The sequence below is a fragment of the Leisingera sp. XS_AS12 genome (assembly GCF_041224635.1).
In the GTDB taxonomy this organism is placed as follows: Bacteria; Pseudomonadota; Alphaproteobacteria; order Rhodobacterales; family Rhodobacteraceae; genus Leisingera.
The window spans coordinates 481,170-499,694 of record NZ_JBGFGM010000128.1 but is presented as its reverse complement, the minus strand read 5'-3'; the positions used below and the strand labels follow the sequence as shown (position 1 = coordinate 499,694).

At 67.6% G+C, this 18,525-nt stretch carries 15 protein-coding genes; 7 read left to right on the top strand and 8 right to left on the bottom strand.

Features of this window, described 5'->3' with window-relative positions:
- The first annotated feature begins 32 nt into the window (after positions 1-32).
- From AB9K35_RS24360 to AB9K35_RS24350, 3 genes are all read left to right on the top strand, one after another.
- Positions 33-881 carry a hypothetical protein gene (locus tag AB9K35_RS24360; RefSeq protein WP_369930147.1) on the top strand — a complete coding sequence of 283 codons (849 nt, stop codon included), beginning with the start codon at positions 33-35 and terminating at the stop codon, positions 879-881.
- Between the two features lie 82 nt (positions 882-963).
- Complete coding sequence (locus tag AB9K35_RS24355) at positions 964-1,725, top strand: DUF6478 family protein (RefSeq protein ID WP_369930145.1); 762 nt, start codon at positions 964-966, stop codon at positions 1,723-1,725.
- A 12-nt stretch (positions 1,726-1,737) separates the two neighbouring features.
- Positions 1,738-2,115: a hypothetical protein gene (locus AB9K35_RS24350; RefSeq protein WP_369930143.1), complete on the top strand. Its 378-nt coding sequence runs from the start codon at positions 1,738-1,740 to the stop codon at positions 2,113-2,115.
- A gap of 23 nt (positions 2,116-2,138) precedes the next feature.
- On the opposite strand, the gene AB9K35_RS24345 is transcribed toward AB9K35_RS24350, so the two are convergent.
- From AB9K35_RS24345 to AB9K35_RS24320, 6 genes are all read right to left on the bottom strand, one after another.
- Positions 2,139-2,882, bottom strand: a complete 744-nt coding sequence (locus AB9K35_RS24345; protein ID WP_369930141.1) for an isocitrate lyase/phosphoenolpyruvate mutase family protein — start codon at positions 2,880-2,882, stop codon at positions 2,139-2,141.
- Positions 2,879-3,943 carry a bifunctional transcriptional activator/DNA repair enzyme AdaA gene (locus tag AB9K35_RS24340; RefSeq protein ID WP_369930139.1) on the bottom strand — a complete coding sequence of 355 codons (1,065 nt, stop codon included), beginning with the start codon at positions 3,941-3,943 and terminating at the stop codon, positions 2,879-2,881. The genes AB9K35_RS24345 and AB9K35_RS24340 overlap by 4 nt, the downstream gene beginning before the upstream one ends.
- Before the next feature lie 477 nt (positions 3,944-4,420).
- Positions 4,421-5,752 (bottom strand): S41 family peptidase, encoded by a 1,332-nt coding sequence (locus AB9K35_RS24335; RefSeq protein ID WP_222454647.1) that lies wholly within the window; start codon positions 5,750-5,752, stop codon positions 4,421-4,423.
- A 7-nt stretch (positions 5,753-5,759) separates the two neighbouring features.
- Positions 5,760-6,893, bottom strand: coding sequence for a murein hydrolase activator EnvC (locus tag AB9K35_RS24330; RefSeq protein ID WP_369930137.1), 1,134 nt, complete (start codon positions 6,891-6,893; stop codon positions 5,760-5,762).
- Complete coding sequence (gene gpmI, locus AB9K35_RS24325; RefSeq protein ID WP_369930135.1) at positions 6,890-8,407, bottom strand: 2,3-bisphosphoglycerate-independent phosphoglycerate mutase; 1,518 nt, start codon at positions 8,405-8,407, stop codon at positions 6,890-6,892. The genes AB9K35_RS24330 and gpmI overlap by 4 nt, the downstream gene beginning before the upstream one ends.
- Before the next feature lie 86 nt (positions 8,408-8,493).
- Entirely contained in the window at positions 8,494-11,481 is a 2,988-nt protein-coding gene (locus AB9K35_RS24320; RefSeq protein ID WP_369930228.1) for an error-prone DNA polymerase, read from the bottom strand.
- 218 nt (positions 11,482-11,699) lie between these two features.
- Here AB9K35_RS24320 and AB9K35_RS24315 point away from each other — a divergent pair, with 218 nt between their 5' ends.
- Positions 11,700-12,164, top strand: a complete 465-nt coding sequence (locus AB9K35_RS24315; protein WP_369930133.1) for a DUF1203 domain-containing protein — start codon at positions 11,700-11,702, stop codon at positions 12,162-12,164.
- Positions 12,165-12,254: 90 nt separating this feature from the next.
- Here AB9K35_RS24315 and AB9K35_RS24310 read toward each other — a convergent pair whose 3' ends face one another.
- Complete coding sequence (locus AB9K35_RS24310) at positions 12,255-13,184, bottom strand: ABC transporter ATP-binding protein (RefSeq protein ID WP_222454642.1); 930 nt, start codon at positions 13,182-13,184, stop codon at positions 12,255-12,257.
- A gap of 89 nt (positions 13,185-13,273) precedes the next feature.
- Positions 13,274-14,335 (bottom strand): mechanosensitive ion channel family protein, encoded by a 1,062-nt coding sequence (locus AB9K35_RS24305; RefSeq protein WP_369930131.1) that lies wholly within the window; start codon positions 14,333-14,335, stop codon positions 13,274-13,276.
- A 160-nt stretch (positions 14,336-14,495) separates the two neighbouring features.
- On the opposite strand from AB9K35_RS24305, the gene AB9K35_RS24300 reads away from it, so the two are divergent.
- From AB9K35_RS24300 to polA, 3 genes are all read left to right on the top strand, one after another.
- Positions 14,496-14,690: a zinc-finger domain-containing protein gene (locus AB9K35_RS24300; RefSeq protein WP_222454640.1), complete on the top strand. Its 195-nt coding sequence runs from the start codon at positions 14,496-14,498 to the stop codon at positions 14,688-14,690.
- A 79-nt stretch (positions 14,691-14,769) separates the two neighbouring features.
- Positions 14,770-15,255, top strand: coding sequence for a flavodoxin family protein (locus AB9K35_RS24295; RefSeq protein ID WP_369930129.1), 486 nt, complete (start codon positions 14,770-14,772; stop codon positions 15,253-15,255).
- Between the two features lie 153 nt (positions 15,256-15,408).
- Positions 15,409-18,225 carry a DNA polymerase I gene (gene polA, locus AB9K35_RS24290; RefSeq protein WP_369930127.1) on the top strand — a complete coding sequence of 939 codons (2,817 nt, stop codon included), beginning with the start codon at positions 15,409-15,411 and terminating at the stop codon, positions 18,223-18,225.
- Positions 18,226-18,525 lie beyond the last annotated feature (300 nt).

The following is an 18,525-nucleotide window of genomic DNA, read 5'->3' as shown; positions in this document are numbered from 1 at the left end:
AAGGCCCTGAAGGAACCGCGGCAGGACTGAAATTGCGCAAGACAAACAACCACAAACCCGCAAGCCCCCCGGCCGCACGACAGGTGAGGACCCTCATCGCGGCAGCGGCAACCGCCCTGCTGACCGGGTGCGGCCAGATGTCGAGCGAGCTGGGATTTGCCGCCCTGGCCCCCGGCGCGGCCAGCGCCCCCGATGCGCCCGAATCCCGAACCTCGAGGCGCAAGCGCCCGGACGCGGCGCGGGCGGTGATGCCCTTTGCCGGCGGTCGGCTGCACCTCGTCGCCCCGCAGGGATATTGCTTCGACACCGAAAGCAGCCGGATCGAAGGCCAGGGCGGCTTTGCCCTGATCGCCCACTGCAGCCGGGTGCGCGGTGCCGGGTGGTTCGGCGCCCGCCGGGCCGCGGTCATCACCGCCAGCATCGGTCCCGCCATCCCGAATGTCGCCGCTCCGCAGGCCAGCGACATCGCCGCGATGTTCCCCGGCGCCCGTATCCTGGAAACCCGCGAGGACCAGCTGCTGCCGCTGGTGCGCCTGCAGGCGCCGGGCCCGCTGGTCACCGGCTCCAGTGCCCAGCACTGGCGCGGGGCCTTCATCTTGGACGACCATTTGGTGGCGCTGGCGCTCTACGCGCCGGACGGCAGCCAGGCGCTTGGCCATCAGGGGGCGGCGCTGCTGAACGAGTTGACACACCGCAGCCTCGAAAGCTCCGTCCAGTCGCAACCGGTCGAAGCGGCGGCGCCGCGGTCGCGCGACACCGCGGAAGCCCCCCGCCCGCAGTCGCGGCCCGACCGCCCCGCGCGCACGACCGAGACCGCGAGCGCCGACACGGCCCGCGAAAAACGCGGCCTGGGGCAGCGGATTGCAGGTTTATTTCAATAGCCGCCAAAGGTTACACTGACACAGGCACCCCGGCCCGAGAACGCCGGGGGATGAAGACCCGGGTTTCGCAAGAGGGCGCGCAATGAGCAGGATACTGGACCGGCTGCTACACCTGCACAGCCTGCGCCGCTGGCGCAGCGCTGCCGAGGCCGCGCCCCGTGCGCCACTGGCTGACCTGCGCCTGCAACGCAACCAGGCGCGGCAATTGCGCACCCACCTGGACCGCCTGATCCACATCGCCGAGGGGCGCCTGGCGCTGCCGCAGATCGGCTCCAGCTTCTTTCCTCGCCCGCATGGCACCGACTGGTCCTGGCGGCCCGAGCTGTGGCGCGGCCCGCTGGCCGTGCAGGGTCTCTGTTCGGCCCCGGCCGAGGCCCGTCTCAGCGACGAGGTGAAGCTGTTTCACGATTGCGCTGCCGGAGAGGTGAGCCTGCGCCAGATCAGAAACACCCGCGAGGAAGACCTCGCACCGTTCGGCCTGCGGATGGATGTGTACCAGTTCGAAGGCTCTTTCCTGTCGCTGGTCGTGGACCTGCCGCCCGCCGCCCTGCAGGGGCTCACCCGCGAGCATCTCCTGCGCGTCGACAGCATCCTGCAGACCGAAGCGCCCATCGACATCTTTGCCCGGCTCAACATCCGGCACGGCCCCAACACCGAACAGATGGTGCGCCAGCTGCCCGCCGAGCGCGGCAATCTCCTGGTCGAGTTCGACCTGGCCTATTCGGACCTGAACGAAAAGCGGATGGAGAAGGCCTGGCTGGACCTGATCTTTGACGCCCCAGCCATGAATCAGGTCCTCCTGCGCGACCTGACGTTCTCGCGCCATCCACGCGCCGCGATCTGAGGAACCCTGCCGATGAGCGACCTGACACTGACCAAGATCCGCTTTCGCAATGGCATCTGGGAAGGGTTGATCAGCAACGCCCCGGGCACTGGGGGGCGGCCGGACATCTCGGTGATGTTCCGCGATCAGCCGGTGCCGGGGGTGGAGCTGCACGAGGGCGAAGCCGCCGGAGAATGGATCCTGCAGGTGCCGATCCCCGCGGAGGCAATTGCCGACGGGGTGCAATCCTTCGTGGTCTTCGACGCACCGAGTTCTACCCGACTGGGCGATTTCACCCTGATCGCGGGCGACGCGGCGAGCGACGATCTGCGCGCCGAGGTGGAGCTGCTGCGCGCCGAACTCGACATGTTGAAACGCGCCTTCCGCCGCCACTGCCAGGAAACCGGCTGACCCCGCCCACGGCCTGCTTCGGTCTACTCCAGGGCCTGGAAATGTTCCGCCAGCACCTGCATCAGCCGGGTATGCGGGATCGGCCCGTAGCTGGCGCGCGCCACCCCGGCCTGCCGCGCCTGCGCCAGCGTGACACCGCGCATGAAGGCATTGACCGGCAGCGCGCAGCCCTCGCAGACCCGCGCCAGCAGGTCCGGGTCCGACAGTCCCGGCACGAAGAAGCCATCAGCCCCGGCCTCGGCATAAGCGGCGGCGCGCTCCAGCGCTTCGGTCAGCAGGTCTGCATGTTTGCTGCTGTCCTTCTCCTTCAGAAACAGATCCGTGCGCGCGTTGACAAAAATGTCGGCATGGCCCGCGCGCACCGCAGCAACGCGCTCGGCCTGCTCCTCGAGGCAGTAGATCCGGTCGCTGCCGACCACCTGATCCTCGAAATTCAGCCCCACCGCGCCGGTTTCGGCCAATCGTCTCACATTGGCGGTCAGCTGCCGGGGCGCGCGGGCATAGCCGCCCTCGAAATCGATGGTCACCGGCAGGTCGATGCTGGCGATGATGCGGCGCGCATTGTCCAGCACATAGTCCAGCGGCACCTGCTCGCCATCCGCGAACCCCTGCGCCATCGCCACCGGATAGCTGCCGGTCGCCAGCGCACGCGCGCCTGCGCCGGCAATGGCGCGGGCACTGCCGACATCCCAGATATTGTAGAGCACCAGCGGATCGCCCGGCTGATGCAGGGCCGCAAAGGCCCTGGCGCGGTCGGAATATGTCATGCGGACACCCTCTGTCTGTAGCCTGTTTCAATCTCGATCAGCCGCTGCTTGCGCCACAGCCCACCGCCATAGCCGGTCAGCGACCCGTCCGCCGACAGCACCCGGTGGCAGGGCACCACCAGCGCCAGCTGGTTGCTGCCGTTGGCCCGCGCCACCGCCCGCGTCGCCGAGGCCCGCCCCAGATCGGAGGCAATCTGCGAATAGCTGCGCGTCTCGCCCGCCGGGATGGTCAGCAGATAGCGCCAGACCTCGCGCTCAAAGGCGGTGCCGTGCAGCGCCAGCGGGGTCTGGAACTCCGCGCTTTCCCCGGCAAAGAACCGGCGCAGCTCCGCGGCGATCTGCTGTGTCGGCGGCGGCCGACCAAAGCCCAGCCCCCCGGGCTGCGCCTTCTGCAGCCTGGCCACCTCGCGCGGCAGCGCCTTGCGGTCGGCAAATTCCAGCAGATGCAGCTGGTGCTTGCAGCTGATCGCGATCATTGCGCCCAGCGGCGTGTCGATCCAGTCCACCAGCAGCAGCGCATCGCGGCGAAAGGCGCCGGGCGCGATCCCCACCAGTTTCGCGAAGGCCGCGCGAAAGGCGCTGGCGCTTTCAAACCCGGCATCGATCTGCGCCGCGATCACCGGCTCGCCCGCGGTCAGCGCGGTGAAGCCTTCGCGCAGGCGGCGCTGACGCGCCATCTCGAGGAACGTCATCCCGAAATGCCGCTTGAAGGCCCGCCGCACGGTCGAAGGCTCTAGCCCCAGCCGTACCAGATCCCCCTCGCCCCAGCGGTAGGCGGGGCGCGACTCCAGCCGGGCCAGCAGATCCTGCACCATCGGATCATCCCCGGCCGCCGCCGCCAGCGGCTTGCAGCGTTTGCAGGCGCGAAAGCCTGCCTCGATGCAGGCGCGGGGCGTGGCGAAGAACTGGCAGTTCTCGTACTTGGGCTTGCGCGCCGGGCAGGTCAGCCGACAGAAGATGCCGGTGGAGGTCACGCCGACATAGGCGCGCCCCTCGTAGGCGTCGTCGCGGTCCAGCAGGGCGTGGTACAGGGTGTGGGAATCAGGCAGGTCAAACATCATACCCCCAGCATAGCCCCGCCTGCCCCACCTGTGCGCCGAAGATCGGGCGTTGATTGTCAAATTCCCGCCAGCTGCCCCCGCTCACGGGTCGGCGGCTGGGCTCCGCCCCCCCCCGTGTTGCGCCCCCGGCGTACGGCGGCTTCACGCAAACCTCATCCCCATGTGCCAGACTGTCTGCCGATCGATCACCCGCCATGGCCGAACGGCCGTGATACCAGGTGCAGGCATCTGTGGTGCTGCCTGCGCAACACACCCGGAGACCGGCCCCGATAAAAAGGGGGTCGCACAAGCCAGCTTGTCCGAGCAGCCCCCGCGGGGGCCTGTCCAACCTCCCCCGGCGGCGCCGCCACCTTCCTTACCGGCCCACCAGCGGAACGACCCGGACCCTTCGACCGCCCGAGGGCAGCCCCCTCGCCCAACATGAAAAAAGGCCGCCCTTGCGGACGGCCCCTTTGCTGCTGGCTGCATGCCGCCGGATTACTTGGTTTCCAGCGCCACCATCCCTTTCAGGATGTCGATGGCATAGGCCAGCTGGTAATCCTGCTCGCGCAGCTCCGCCGCCTTCTCGGCCTTTTCGCGCTCGGCCTCGATCTGGCGGATCTCGTCTTCGCTCAGCGAATCGTTGTTCAGGCTGCCGCGCAGATCTGCTTCGGACCGGGAGCGGCGGGGATTGTCCTCCTCCTCCTCATTCGCGGGAGAGCGACGTGGCTGCGCCACCACGATGTCCGGGCTCACGCCCAGCGCCTGGATCGACCGTCCCGACGGCGTGTAATACCGCGCCGTGGTCAGCCGCATCGCGCCTTCCCCCTTCAGCGGCATCACCGTCTGCACCGACCCCTTGCCGAAGGAGCGTGTCCCCACCACCACGGCGCGGCGATGGTCCTGCAGGGCGCCCGCCACGATCTCCGAGGCCGAGGCCGAACCGCCGTTGATCAGCACCACGATCGGCTTGCCCTCGACCAGGTCGCCCGGCGTGGCATTGAAACGCTCGCCGTCTTCCGGGTTGCGGCCACGGGTCGAGACGATCTCGCCGGAATCGAGGAAGGCATCCGCCACCTTGATCGCCTGGGTCAGCAGACCGCCGGGGTTGTTGCGCAGGTCCAGCACGATGCCGTTGACATTGTCCATGCCGCCGGCCTCTTCGATCTGCTTCTTCAGCCCGGCTTCCAGGTTCGGCGTGGTCTGATCGTTGAAGGTGGTGATCCGCATCACCACGGTGTCGCCCTCGGTGCGCGCCCGCACCGCGGTCAGCTTGATGGTGTCGCGGATGATCGACACGTCGAAGGGTTCCGGCTCGCCCTCGCGCACCACGGTGATGACGATCTCCGAGCCCACCGGCCCGCGCATCATGGTCACCGCCTCGTCCAGCGACAGGCCCAGCACGCTTTCGCCATCCACATGGGTGATGAAATCGCCGGCTTCCATGCCGGCCTCATCCGCCGGGGTGCCGTCGATGGGGGAGACGACCTTGACGAAGCCCTCTTCCTGGGTGACCTCGATGCCGAGACCGCCGAATTCGCCGCGGGTCTGCACCCGCATGCGGTCGGCGTCATCCGGCGACAGGTAGCTGGAGTGCGGGTCGAGCGAGGTCAGCATGCCGCCGATCGCCGCTTCGATCAGCTCCTTCTCGTCGACCTCTTCCACGTATTGCGCCCGGATGCGTTCAAAGATGTCGCCGAACAGGTCCAGCTGCTCATAGACATTAGCCTCGCGCGCGCCCTCCTGCGCCAGCAAGGGGCCTGCGACATAGGTTGTTGCAACGATCCCTGCCAGCGTGCCGCCAATGGCGGCCATCGCAAATTTTTTCATCAAGCCTTCATCCACCTTTTCCAGTGCGGAACCAAGTTTCCGGGTCCACCGGGCTGTTGTCCATTCTCACCTCTATATAGAGCGTTTCTGTCCGGTCAGTTCCACCCCCTTCACCGCTTAGTGAAAGAATTGCGTCCGGCTTGGGATTTTCTCCGCTCATCAGCCCGACGGGGGTGCCCTCCGGAATCACCTCCCCCGCCTCGCCAAAGACCTCGGCCAGACCGGAAAAGATGAACAGCGTGTCCGGCTGCGGTTCCAGAATCACCACGTTGCCCAGGTCCAGAAGCGGCCCGCGATAGCGGATGGTGGCCGCCGTCGGCGCGGTGACCAGCGCCCGTGGACGCGCCGCCACCAGCAACCCCGGACGGGCAATGCCGGCCGCATCCCGCTCACCATAGCCGCGCAGAACCAGCCCTTCGACCGGCAGCGGCAGGGTGCCGCGCAGGTCGCTGATGTCGGCGTTGCTGGCGGCAATCTCGCCCTCTGCGATATCGGCCAGCCCGTCGGCAAAGCCGGACAGCGTCTCGGTCGAGGAAATCAGGATCGCGGTCCGCACCGGGTCGGCGGTAAAGCGGCGCGGCAGGCTGGTGCGGTCGGCGATCGCCGTCGACAGCTGCACCCGCGCCGCCTGCACACCGCTCAGCCCTTCCTCCAGCGTGCGCGCCGCACTCTGTTGCAGCAGCCGCAGGCTCTGCACCTCTTCCAGATCCGCCTTCAGTTCCTGCGCGCGGGCATGCAGGGCCGGGGTCACCTCGGCCAGCATCATCGCCGAGCGCGCCGCCCCCAGGGGGCCGGACGGATGCACCATCAGCACGGGCGGCGGCGAGGTTTCGATCGTCTGGATGATCCCCAGCAACCCCGAGACCTCGTCCCGCCGCGCCGCCAGCTGCGCCGACAACTGCGCCTCGCGCCGCGCCACCCGGCGCAGCCCGTCACGCATCGCCGCCAGCCCCGCCTCGAAGGCCTGCACGGTGGAGGTCAGCGCCTTCACCCGATCGCGGGAGCTCTCTGCCTGTTGCAACTGCACCGACGCGGCTTCCAGCTGCGCCGCCGCCTCGCGCGCAGCCTCTGCCGGATCCGCCGCCAGGCGCAGCGGCGCGGCCAGCAGAACCAGCGACAGAAAAGCCGCGCGCATGCTCATGACAGCAGGCTCTGCCCGGTCATCTCTTCGGGCTGCTCCAGCCCCATCAGCTCCAGGATGGTCGGTGCCAAATCCGCCAGCCGCCCGTCCCGCAAGCGGGCCCCCTCCGGCCCGCCAACCAGCGCCACCGGCACCGGGTTCAGCGTGTGCGCGGTATGGGCACCGCCGGTTTCCGGGTCGACCATCACCTCGCAGTTGCCGTGGTCGGCGGTGACGATCATCGCGCCGCCCGCCTTCTCCAGCGCGGCGACGACCTGCGCCAGCCCCTGGTCCACCGCCTCGCAGGCCTTGATTGCCGCCGCCAGATCGCCGGTGTGGCCAACCATGTCGGGATTGGCGTAATTGGTCACGATCAGGTCATAGCCCGCCCCGATCGCCTCGACGAATTTCTCGGTCACCTCCGGCGCGCTCATCTCCGGCTGCAGATCATAGGTCGCCACCTTGGGCGATTTCGGCATGTAGCGATCCTCGCCCGCCTCGGGCTCTTCCTTGCCGCCGTTGAGGAAGAAGGTCACATGCGGATATTTCTCGGTCTCGGCCAGACGGAACTGGCGCTTGCCCTGCTTGGCCACCCAGGCCCCCAGCGTGTTGACGATCGCCGCCTTGGGATAGCAGGTGGTCATATAGGCGTTGTGGCCCTCGGAATATTCCACCATGCCCAGCAGCGCCGCCAGCTGCGGGCGCTCGCCCACGTCGAACTCGGCAAAGCCCGGTTCGCCGATGGCGCGCAGGATCTCGCGAGCCCGGTCGGCGCGGAAGTTGAGGCAGAAGAACCCGTCGCCGTCCCGGATGCCCTCATGCCCCGGCAGGACGGTCGCGCCGATGAACTCATCGCTCTCGGACTGGTTATAGGCGTGGTCCACGGCCCCATGTGCGCTGGCCGCCTTGCGCCCCTCGGCGCGCACCATCGCGGCATAGGCCTCCGACACCCGCTCCCAGCGGTTGTCGCGGTCCATGGCGAAATAGCGGCCGGTGACGGTGGCGATGCGCGCCCCCTCGGGCAGGCTGTCCTCCAGCTCGCTGAAATAGCCGTAGGCCGATTTCGGCGCCACGTCGCGCCCGTCGGTGATCGCGTGTAGCCAGACCGGCACCCCGGCATCGGTGATCGCGCGCGCCGCCGCAACGATATGGGTCAGATGCCCGTGCACGCCGCCGTCCGACACCAGCCCCATCAGATGCGCGGCACCGCCGCTGTCCTTCAACCGCGCGATGAAATCCTGCAACGCCTTGTTGTCAAAGAAGGATCCATCCTCGATCGCAAGGTCGATCTGGCCCAGGTCCATCGCCACCACCCGGCCCGCGCCGATGTTGGTATGCCCCACCTCGGAGTTGCCCATCTGGCCACTGGGCAGCCCCACATCGGGGCCATGGGTGATCAGGCTGGCCACCGGGCCTTTGGCCATGATGGCATCGAAGGTCGGGGTATGGGCCAGATGCGGCGCATTGGCCGCGCCCGGCGCGCCGCTGCCCCAGCCATCAAGAATGCACAGGACAACGGGTTTGGGTACGCTCATCAGATCATCTCCGGGACAGGCTGTGTTGCCCACCTTCTAACGCCTCGCCGCGCCGGGGTGAACCGCCATTGCGGCCGCAGGCTGCCTTATCGGCGCGCCCGCCCGCGGGTTTGCCCCTGCCGCCGGGCTTCATCTTTCCCCAAATACTCACTCCCCGGGCTGCCACCGGCACCGCCGCCCGTGTTCTGCGGCGTCAGCAGATGCCGGATCAGCGCCACCGGATGGGCGCGCAAGGACAGCCGTATGGCGACGTAATCCTCCACCACCTCTTCGCCCAGCCCCATCTGCGGCAGATCGGCGGCAGGCTCGTAAATCCCCTCGCCCTCCAGTTCGCGGGCAAACAGCGGCAGCGGCTTGCGGGCAGTGATCGCCTTGGCCGCCCACAAGGCCTCGCGCCGGCTGAGCCCCAGCGCGGCAAAGGCATCCGCCTCGGCCAGCCGCTCGATCACCGGCGGCGCCAGCCCTGCCTTGCGCCAGACGTCCTCGACCTCGTGGTAGCCGTTGCCGCGCGCTGCCGTCAGCCAGGCGGCATCCTCGTCGCGCAGCCCCTTGATCTGGCGGAACCCCAGCCGCAGCGCCAGCCCGCCCTGGCCATCCGGCTCCATCACGTTGTCCCAGTAGGAGTTGTTGATACAGACCGGCCGCACCTCGACCCCATGCGCGCGGGCATCCCGCACGATCTGGGCAGGCGCATAGAACCCCATCGGCTGCGAGTTCAAAAGCGCGCAGGCAAAGATGCCCGGATGGTGGCACTTGATCCAGGCCGAGGCATAGACCAAGAGCGCAAAACTGGCGGCGTGGCTTTCCGGGAAGCCGTAGGAGCCGAAGCCCTCGATCTGGGAAAAACAACGCTCGGAGAACTCCGTGTCATAGCCGTTCTTCGCCATGCCGCGCAAAAACAGGCTGCGGAATTCACTGACGCTGCCGTGTTTCTTGAACGTCGCGAGCGAGCGCCGCAGCCGGTCGGCCTGCTCGGGCGAAAACCCGGCGCCGACGATGGCGATCTGCATCGCCTGCTCCTGGAACAGCGGCACGCCGAGGGTCTTGCCCAGCACCTCGCCCAGCGCATCCGAGGGGAAATGCACCGGCTCCTCCTTGTTGCGGCGGCGGATGTAGGGATGCACCATGTCGCCCTGGATCGGGCCGGGACGGACGATGGCGACCTCGATCACCAGGTCATAGAAACAGCGCGGCCGCATCCTGGGCAGGAAGTTCATCTGCGCCCGGCTTTCGACCTGAAAGACGCCGATGCTGTCGGCGCGGCACAACATGTTGTAGACCTCGGGGTCCTCCGGCGGCAGGGTGGCGAGGCTGTAGTCCAGCTGGTGGTGCTGCCGCATCAGGTCGAACGCCTTGCGGATGCAGGTTAGCATGCCAAGGCTCAGCACATCGACCTTGAGAATGCCGAGCGTGTCGATGTCGTCCTTGTCCCAGCAGATCACCGTACGCCCCTCCATGGTGGCGTTCTCGATCGGCACCAGCTCGTCCAGGCGGCCTTGGGTGATGACAAAACCGCCGACGTGCTGGCTCAGGTGGCGGGGGAAGCCGATGATCTCCTCCACCAGCTGCAGGGTCAGCTGAAGGCGGCGACTGTCCGGATCGAGGCCGATCTCGCGCATGCGCTCGGCCTCCACCCCCTGGGTGCTGAAAAAGCCCCAGAGCTGCGAGGACATCGCCGAGATCGTGTCTTCGGTTAGCCCCATGGCGCGGCCGACCTCGCGGATGGCGCGTTTGCCGCGGTAGTGGATCACCGTCGCGCACAGCCCTGCGCGGTGGCGGCCGTAGCGTTCATAGATCCACTGGATCACCTCCTCGCGCCGCTCGTGCTCGAAATCGACGTCGATGTCGGGCGGCTCGTCGCGGGCCTCGGAGACGAAGCGCTCGAACACCATGGTGCCCAGTTCCGGGCTGACCGAGGTGACGCCGAGGCAATAACAGACCACCGAATTGGCAGCGGACCCCCGCCCCTGGCACAGGATCCCGCGGGAGCGGGCAAAGGCGACGATGTCGCGCACGGTGAGGAAATAGGGATCGTATTTCAGCTTGGCGATCAGGGTGAGCTCATGCTCCAGCAGCGCGCGCACCCGCTGCGGCGCGCCGCCGGGATAGCGCCAGCTCAGCCCCTCCTCGGCCAGTCGGCGCAGACGCTGCGGCGGCGTCTCGCTCTCGCTGCCCTCGTCCGGGTAGTCATAGCGCAGCTCATCCAGCGAAAAGCTGAGCTGTGCTGCCAGCCGGGCGGCATTGTCCACCGCCTGCTCATGATCGCGCAACAGGCGGCGCAGCTCCGCCTCGGAGCGCAGCCGCTGCTCGCCGTTGGCCATCGCGGCGCTGCCCAGGTCCTCCACCTTGCAGCGCAGGCGGATGGCGGTCAGCACATCGCCCAGGCGGCGGCGGCTGCCGTGGTGCATTTTCGGGGCAGCGCTGGCCAGAAGCGGCAGCCCCAGATGGCTGGCCGCCTCTGCCAGCTGCGCAAACCGCGCCCGGTCGCCGCCATCGTAGGCGGGCGCCATCATGAGGTGCATGCGGGCACCAAAGCAGCGCGTCAGCCGCTCCATATGCGGCCCCCACCCGCCCGCGCCGCCGGGCAGATGCTCCGCCTGCGGCACCAGCAGCAGGTGCAGCCCGTCCGCGAATTCCATCAGGTCGGAAAGCTGCAGGGTACAGCTGCCCTTTTCCGCCCTCAGCCGTCCGGTGGAGAGCAGCCGGGTCAGGCTGCCCCAGCCGATGCGATCCACCGGCAGGGCGATCACCGGCGGCGCATCGGTGAAGACCAGCCGCGCCGCGGGGATCAGCCGCACGGTGCCGTAGACCGGAAAGGAGGGCGGCTGCGAAAGGCCCTCCGGGCGCGGCGGCCCGATCGGACTGTTCTGCCGGTCCCAGGCCTGCCGCTCGGCCACCCGGCGGGCAATGTCGCGACATTCCGCATGGGCGCGCACGATCCCCGCCACCGAGTTCTCATCGGCGATGGCAATCGCGCCGATCCCCAGCAGCAACGCACGGCGCACATATTCCTCCGGATGCGAGGCCCCGGTGAGGAAGGTGAAGTTGGACAGGCAGGCGAACTCGGCAAACATGACCCGCATGATATTCCCGTTTTGTTCTCATGTGGAGTCCTGCCGGCACGTGATCCCGCGCCGTGCGTCAGCACGGCGCCCGGCCCAACAGGCCAGGGGGCATTTTCAATGCCCGCAGGACTGGCGGGAGCCCCCCGCCTGTCTGCGGGATGCGCAGGATCCGGGTCGATTGCGGCGATGCGTGTCTGGCAAGGTTCAGCCAGCAAAGGAGACCCACGATGCCCAGAATCACCGCCCTGCCCACAGAGATCGTCCGCGCCCCGCAGGCGGGCGGCCCCGATGCCCACGGCCAGCAGCCGGAGCACACTGTATCAGACGGCGGCGGTAATCCCTGCCGCCACTGCCTGCGGTACATTCCCGAAGGCGCTGAAATGCTGATCCTCGCCCACCGCCCCTTTCCGCAGGCGCAGCCCTATGCCGAAACCGGGCCGATCTTCCTGTGTGCCGAGCCTTGCGCGCGGCATGAGGGGGACGGGATTCCGCAGGCCCTGGAAGGCTCTCCCGATTACCTGATCAAGGGCTACAGCGCCGATCACCGGATCGTCTATGGCACCGGCCTCGTGATCCCGCAGGCAAAGATGATGGCGCAGGCCGAAGCGATCTTTGCGGATCAGCGGGTGGCGTATATTCACATCCGCTCCGCCCGCAACAACTGCTATCAGGCGCGGATTGACCGGGGATAGGCAGAGCTTCACGAGGGGCAGAAGCCCCCCATTGGCCATCAAGACACAAAGGCTGCGCCCGCCGGACGGCAGGCAGCCGCGCGTCGGCCTTCAGGCGGATTTCGTCAGCGACAGGAATACGTCTTCCAGATCCGCTTCCTCGGTCTTCACGTCGCGGATGCTGATCCCGGCGGCATGGACCGCGGCCAGCACCTCTTCGGCGCTGGTCACCTGGCTGCGATAGCGCAGCACCACGGCGCCGTCGTCACGCAGGGCGGCCTCGATGCCTTCGCCCTGCGGCAGCCGGTCCACCGGGGCGGCGGGCTGCACCACCATCGCCTTGGCATCCAGCCGGCCCAGCAGGCTGGCGGTGGTGTCGCGGGCCACCACCTCGCCCTGGTTGATGATGGCGATCTCGTCGCACATCTCCTCCGCCTCCTCGAGATAATGGGTGGTGAGGATGATGGTCATGCCTTGCGCGTTCAGCTTGCGGATGTTGTCCCACAGCATCTGGCGCAGCTCGATGTCGACGCCCGCGGTGGGCTCGTCCAGCACCAGAACCGAGGGGCGGTGCACCAGCGCCTTGCCCAGCAAGAGCCGCCGCCGCATGCCGCCGGAGAGGGTGCGGGCATAGGCCTCTGCCTTGTCGGTGAGACCGATCATCGCCAGGATCTCGTCGCTGTGGCGCTGCGCCTTGGGCACGCCGTAAAGCCCCGCCTGCACCTCCAGCGCGCCGCGCGGGGTGAAGAAGGGGTCGAGGTTCAGCTCCTGCGGCATCACCCCGATGGCGGCGCGGCTCTGGCGCGGGTTTTCATCCTGGTCGAAGCCCCAGATCGACACCTGGCCGGAGGTCTTGCGCACCAGCCCGGCAAGGATGTTGATGAGGGTGGATTTGCCCGCGCCGTTCGGCCCCAGCAGGCCAAAGACGGAGCCGCGCGGGATGTCCAGATCGATACCCTTCAGCGCCTCCTTGGCGGGGCTGCTCTTCTGGGCTGCATAGACCTTGCGAAGACCCCGGATTTCAATCGCCGCCGTGTTCATTCCCGTCGCTCCCGTGACAAACCGCTGCGGCGCGCGGCCGCTGACGCAACACGGGATACCCTGCATCGGCGCTGGCGGAAACCGGGAAATCAGTCGGCGCGACGCGCCCCCCGCTGGCCGCCGCTGCCCGGGCCGTCGCTGCCCTCGCCGTCCTCCTCGGTGCGGCTGCGGCGCAGGGCGGTTTCGATGCGGGCGGCTGCGGGCGGCTCGCCCTCGGGCGCGCGCGGCCAGCCTTCGCGCTGCTTGCCACGGATGCCGTCGGTTTCTTCGGTCTGGTCGTGGAACAGCAGCACCCGCGTTGGATAGGGCATGTCGACGCCGGCCTTGTCGAGCGCGTTGTAGACTTCCTTTATCACCCGGGCATAGGTGTGGCTGACCTCGGTGCGCACCGATTTGGTCCACCAGCGCAGCCGCACGGTGTTGCCGTCGGCATCCATCGACCAGGGCAGCGCCTCGGGGGCGGGATCGTCCAGCACGCCTTCGACGCCGGCGCAGGTCTCCTCCATGATCTTGCAGGCGGTGTCGAAATCATCCGAGCAGCCGATCTGCACCCCGTATTGCGAGCGCCGCTTGTCAAAGGCGGTGTTGACGATCACCGCGTCGGTGTAAATGTCAGCGTTGGGGATCACCACGCGGCGGCCGTCATAGGTCTTGATCATGGTGGCGCGGGTCTCGATCCGCTCCACCGTGCCCTCGTAGCCGCCCGAGACGATCTGATCGCCGACCTCGAACGGCTGGCGCAGCAGGATCAGGATGCCCGCCAGCATGTTCTGCAGGATGTCCTTGAAGGCAAAGCCGATCGCCACCGAGGAAATCCCCAGCCCGGCGAACAGGTCGCCCGGGGTGACCGAGGGGGCCACGATGGTGATCGCCAGCATGACGCCGACGATGATGATGGCCCAACGCACCAGCGCGCCGCCGACCTCGCCCAGGCTGGGGCGGTCGCGGCGGTGGCCCATGCGGCACAGCAGCCGCCCGATGGCGCCCGCCGCGAACCAGAAGACCAGCAGCAGCACGAGGGCGATGCCGATGTTGGGCAGCAGCGAGAAGAAACCGTCGACCCAGGAATCCAGCTTTTCAAAGAAATTACCGGTGTCGGCGTCGATCTCCTCGAGGCCGCTGTCGGTGGGACCGCTGTCATCGGGCTCCATGTGCATCTCCTTGGCCAGCCGCTGCTTTGCGCAACGAAATGGCCCGGTTAGCCGGTCGGTCAAGCGCCGCCGCCCCTCTTGCCCGTCTGCGGCACCGCCGCTATGGTTCGCCAAACCGCGTACCGGCACGGTGCGCAAAGCCAGTGAGACATAGCCAGACATGACCATCGCCCCGCCCGAAACGCGTATCGTCACCACAACCCGCGTCGCCTGTGACGGCGGCGAAGGTGCCCTGGGTCATCCGCGGGTCTACCTGCATATCCCCGAAGACCAGGGCTGGGTTGAATGCCCCTATTGCGACTGCAAGTTCATCCTCGCCGATGCGCAGGAAGAGGTCGCCAAGGCGGCGCAGTGACGCCTGCCATCCGTCGGACCCGTGATACCGGGCCTGATATCCGGCTTGATATCGGGCCTGAGCGCCCCGGCGGCATCTGATGGCGCAACTTTTGATCGTATACCACAGCCGCACCGGTGGCAGCCGCCAGATGGCGGAGGCCGCCTGCGACGCTGCGCGGGATGAGGCAGAGACCCTCCTGAAGCGCGCCGAGGACACCGGGCCGGAGGATCTGCTGGCGGCGGATGGTTATCTCTTCTGTGCGCCGGAAAACCTGGCGGCGCTGTCCGGCCCGATGAAGGATTTCTTTGACCGCTGTTATTACCCGGTGCTGGGGCAGCTGAACGGGCGGCCCTATGCGCAGATGGTCTGCGCCGGCTCGGACGGTGAGAACGCGGCGCGCCAATGCGCCCGCATCGCGCAGGGGTGGCGGCTGAAACCGGTGCAGGCCCCCCTGATCATCTGCACCCACGCACAGACCCCCGAGGCGATCCTGGCCGAGAAGGTGATTCCCGAGGCCGAGCTGCAGACCTGCCGCGAGCTGGGCCAGGCGCTGGCGGCGGGGCTGGCGATGGGGGCATTCTGAGCCGCGCGGCCCGCCCCGGCCGGGCGCTTCGCGCCAAAGGGCGCCGAGCCGCCAGCCACGCCCGAAACTCCAATTGCCCTTCCTGTCCGGATCACCGATAACCGGGAAACAGAACACGAACGGATCTGCAAGCAAACGGGGGCGCGACAGGCCATGAGCGGGACAAAATTCGGCAAGGGCTGCCATCTGCATCTGATTGACGGCTCGGCCTTCATCTTCCGCGCCTATCATGCGCTGCCGCCGCTGACCCGCAAATCCGACGGGTTGCCGATCGGCGCCGTCTCGGGCTTTTGCAACATGCTGTTCAAGCAGGTCGAGGACAACAAGGGACCCGATGCGCCCACCCATGTGGCGGTGATCTTCGACCACTCGGGCAAGTCCTTCCGCAACGAGATGTACGACCTGTACAAGGCCAACCGCCCGCCCGCGCCCGAGGACCTGGTGCCGCAGTTTCCGCTGACCCGCGAGGCCACCCGCGCCTTCAACATCGCCTGCAAGGAGATCGAGGGCTACGAGGCCGATGACATCATCGCCACCCTCGCCTGCCAGGCGCGCGAGGCCGGCGGGCGTGTCACCATCATTTCCTCGGACAAGGACCTGATGCAGCTGGTCGGCGGCGGGGTCGAAATGCTCGACGCGATGAAGAACAAGCGCATCGATGCCGATGGCGTGCGCGAGAAATTCGGCGTTGGCCCGGAACGGGTGGTGGACGTGCAGGCGCTGGCCGGTGACAGCGTCGACAACGTGCCGGGCGCGCCGGGCATCGGCATCAAGACGGCGGCGCTTCTGATCAACGAATTCGGTTCGCTGGAAGACCTGCTGGACCGCGCCGAGGAGATCAAGCAGCCCAAGCGGCGGCAGACGCTGATCGAAAAGCGCGAACAGATCGAACTGTCCAAGAAGCTGGTGCAGCTTGACTGCAACATGGAGCTGGACTTCACCCTCGACGATCTCGAGGTGATGGAGCCTGACCCGGAAACCCTGCTCGGCTTCCTGTCGCAGATGGAGTTCCGCACCCTGACCAAGCGGCTCGCCGATCAGCTGGGCATGGACGCGCCGACGATCCCCGAAGCACCGGCCACCGCCGCCGCGACCGCCGCGGCAGCAGTCCCGGCACCGGAAGAGGTGCCATTCGACCGGGACGGATACGAATGCGTGCGCGATGCCGCTGCCCTGCAGGTCTGGATCGATCGCATCCGGCACCGCGGCTGGGTGGCGGTGGATACCGAAACCACCGGACTGGACGAAATGGTGGCGGATCTGGTCGGCATCTCGCTCTGCGTGGAGCCGGGTCAGGCCTGTTACATCCCGCTGGCGCACAAGGCGGGCGGCGATGACCTGTTCGGCGGCGAAGGGCTGGCCGAGGGGCAGATGCCGCTGGAAGAGGCCGTGGCGATGCTGAAACCGGTTCTGGAAGATCCGGCGATCATGAAGATCGGCCAGAACATGAAATACGACGCCAAGATCCTGTACCGGTACGGGGTGCAGGTGGCGCCGATCGACGACACCATGCTGATGTCCTATGCGCTGCACGCCGGCCTGCACGGCCATGGCATGGATACGCTGTCCGAACGCTACCTCAACCACACGCCGATCCCGATCAAACCGCTGCTCGGCAGCGGCAAATCGGCGATCACCTTTGACAGGGTGACGATCGAGGATGCGGTTCCCTACGCGGCCGAGGACGCGGATATCACCCTGCGCCTGTGGCAGAAATTCAAGCCGCAACTGCATCAGGAACGCGTCACCACCGTCTATGAGACGCTGGAGCGCCCGCTGGTGCCGGTGCTGGCCGAGATGGAGCGCAACGGCATCAAGGTGGACCGCGACACGCTCAGCCGCATGTCCAATGCCTTTGCCCAGAAGATGGCGGCGCTGGAGGCCGAGATACACGAGCTGGCGGGCGAGAGCTTCAACGTCGGCTCACCCGCGCAGCTGGGCGAGATCCTGTTCGAGAAGATGTCGCTGCCCGGCGGCAAGCGCGGCAAGAACGGCAAGTTCTCCACCGGCGCAGACGTCCTCGAGGATCTGGCGACCGAACACGACCTGCCCGCACGGGTGCTGGACTGGCGGCAGTTGTCGAAGCTGAAGTCGACCTACACCGATGCGCTGCAGGACCACATCAACCCGGAAACCGGCCGCGTGCACACATCCTACGCGCAGACCGGGGCCAGCACCGGCCGCATGGCCTCGACCGATCCGAACCTGCAGAACATCCCGATCCGCAGCGAAGAGGGCCGCCGCATCCGCGAGGCCTTCGTGGCGGAAGAGGGCAACGTGCTCCTGGCGCTCGACTACAGCCAGATCGAGCTGCGCATCCTGGCGCATATGGCCGACATCGACGCGCTGAAGCAGGCCTTTGCCGAGGGCCAGGACATTCACGCGATGACCGCGTCGGAGATGTTCAACGTGCCGCTGGAGGAGATGACGCCGGAGATCCGCCGTCAGGCCAAGGCGATCAACTTCGGTGTGATCTACGGCATCTCGGGCTTTGGCCTGGCACGCAACCTGCGCATCCCGCGCAAGGAGGCGCAGGGCTTCATCGACCGCTATTTCGAGCGCTTCCCCGGCATCCGCCGCTACATGGATCAGACGGTGGAATTCGCCAAGGAGCACGGCTATGTGCAGACCCTGTTCGGGCGCAAGATCCACACCGCCGAGATCAACGCCAAGGGGCCGAAGGCGGGCTTTGCCAAACGCGCGGCGATCAACGCGCCGATCCAGGGGACGGCGGCCGATGTGATCCGCCGCGCCATGGTGCGGATGCCCGATGCCATCGCCCATCTGCCCGCCCGGATGCTGCTGCAGGTGCACGATGAACTGCTGTTCGAAGTGCCCGAATCGGCAGTCGAGGAAACCATCGAGATCGCCCGCCAGGTGATGGAAAACGCCGCCGACCCGGCGGTGCATCTGGACGTGAAACTGGTGGTGGAGGCTGGCCGCGGCCAGAACTGGGCCGAGGCCCACTGACCCCGCCCCCAGCCCCGCCCGCGGCAGCCAGCGCTCCCGCCCGGCTTCGATCTTGCGATCTCAGCCCGTTGGGCCGGGCGCCGCTGGCGCGGCGCGGCACCACCACTCAGCGTAAGCACAACGCCGCCTCGCCGGGTCAAGGGAGCCGCCAGGCTCCGCGCGACGCGCGGCTTGCCCTTGACGCGGAGCGCCGCAAAAACACTGGAAAACGCCCCTCAAGGGCAGACCTGCCCTTAGGGGCTTCTCAGCCAATAATCTGCCCCGCGCGGCAGGGCCGATGCGGCAGCCGGGACACGCCAC

Excerpts from the sequence above, each read along its gene's own strand:
- AB9K35_RS24330 (WP_369930137.1), bottom strand. The coding sequence starts at position 6,893 with ATGAGCATGCGCGCGGCTTTTCTGTCGCTGGTTCTGCTGGCCGCGCCG.
- AB9K35_RS24340 (WP_369930139.1), bottom strand. The coding sequence starts at position 3,943 with ATGATGTTTGACCTGCCTGATTCCCACACCCTGTACCACGCCCTGCTG.
- gpmI (WP_369930135.1), bottom strand. The coding sequence starts at position 8,407 with ATGAGCGTACCCAAACCCGTTGTCCTGTGCATTCTTGATGGCTGGGGC.
- AB9K35_RS24310 (WP_222454642.1), bottom strand. The coding sequence starts at position 13,184 with ATGAACACGGCGGCGATTGAAATCCGGGGTCTTCGCAAGGTCTATGCA.
- AB9K35_RS24335 (WP_222454647.1), bottom strand. The coding sequence starts at position 5,752 with ATGAAAAAATTTGCGATGGCCGCCATTGGCGGCACGCTGGCAGGGATC.
- AB9K35_RS24315 (WP_369930133.1), top strand. The coding sequence starts at position 11,700 with ATGCCCAGAATCACCGCCCTGCCCACAGAGATCGTCCGCGCCCCGCAG.
- polA (WP_369930127.1), top strand. The coding sequence starts at position 15,409 with ATGAGCGGGACAAAATTCGGCAAGGGCTGCCATCTGCATCTGATTGAC.
- AB9K35_RS24300 (WP_222454640.1), top strand. The coding sequence starts at position 14,496 with ATGACCATCGCCCCGCCCGAAACGCGTATCGTCACCACAACCCGCGTC.
- AB9K35_RS24305 (WP_369930131.1), bottom strand. The coding sequence starts at position 14,335 with ATGGAGCCCGATGACAGCGGTCCCACCGACAGCGGCCTCGAGGAGATC.
- AB9K35_RS24355 (WP_369930145.1), top strand. The coding sequence starts at position 964 with ATGAGCAGGATACTGGACCGGCTGCTACACCTGCACAGCCTGCGCCGC.
- AB9K35_RS24295 (WP_369930129.1), top strand. The coding sequence starts at position 14,770 with ATGGCGCAACTTTTGATCGTATACCACAGCCGCACCGGTGGCAGCCGC.
- AB9K35_RS24345 (WP_369930141.1), bottom strand. The coding sequence starts at position 2,882 with ATGACATATTCCGACCGCGCCAGGGCCTTTGCGGCCCTGCATCAGCCG.
- AB9K35_RS24350 (WP_369930143.1), top strand. The coding sequence starts at position 1,738 with ATGAGCGACCTGACACTGACCAAGATCCGCTTTCGCAATGGCATCTGG.
- AB9K35_RS24320 (WP_369930228.1), bottom strand. The coding sequence starts at position 11,481 with ATGTTTGCCGAGTTCGCCTGCCTGTCCAACTTCACCTTCCTCACCGGG.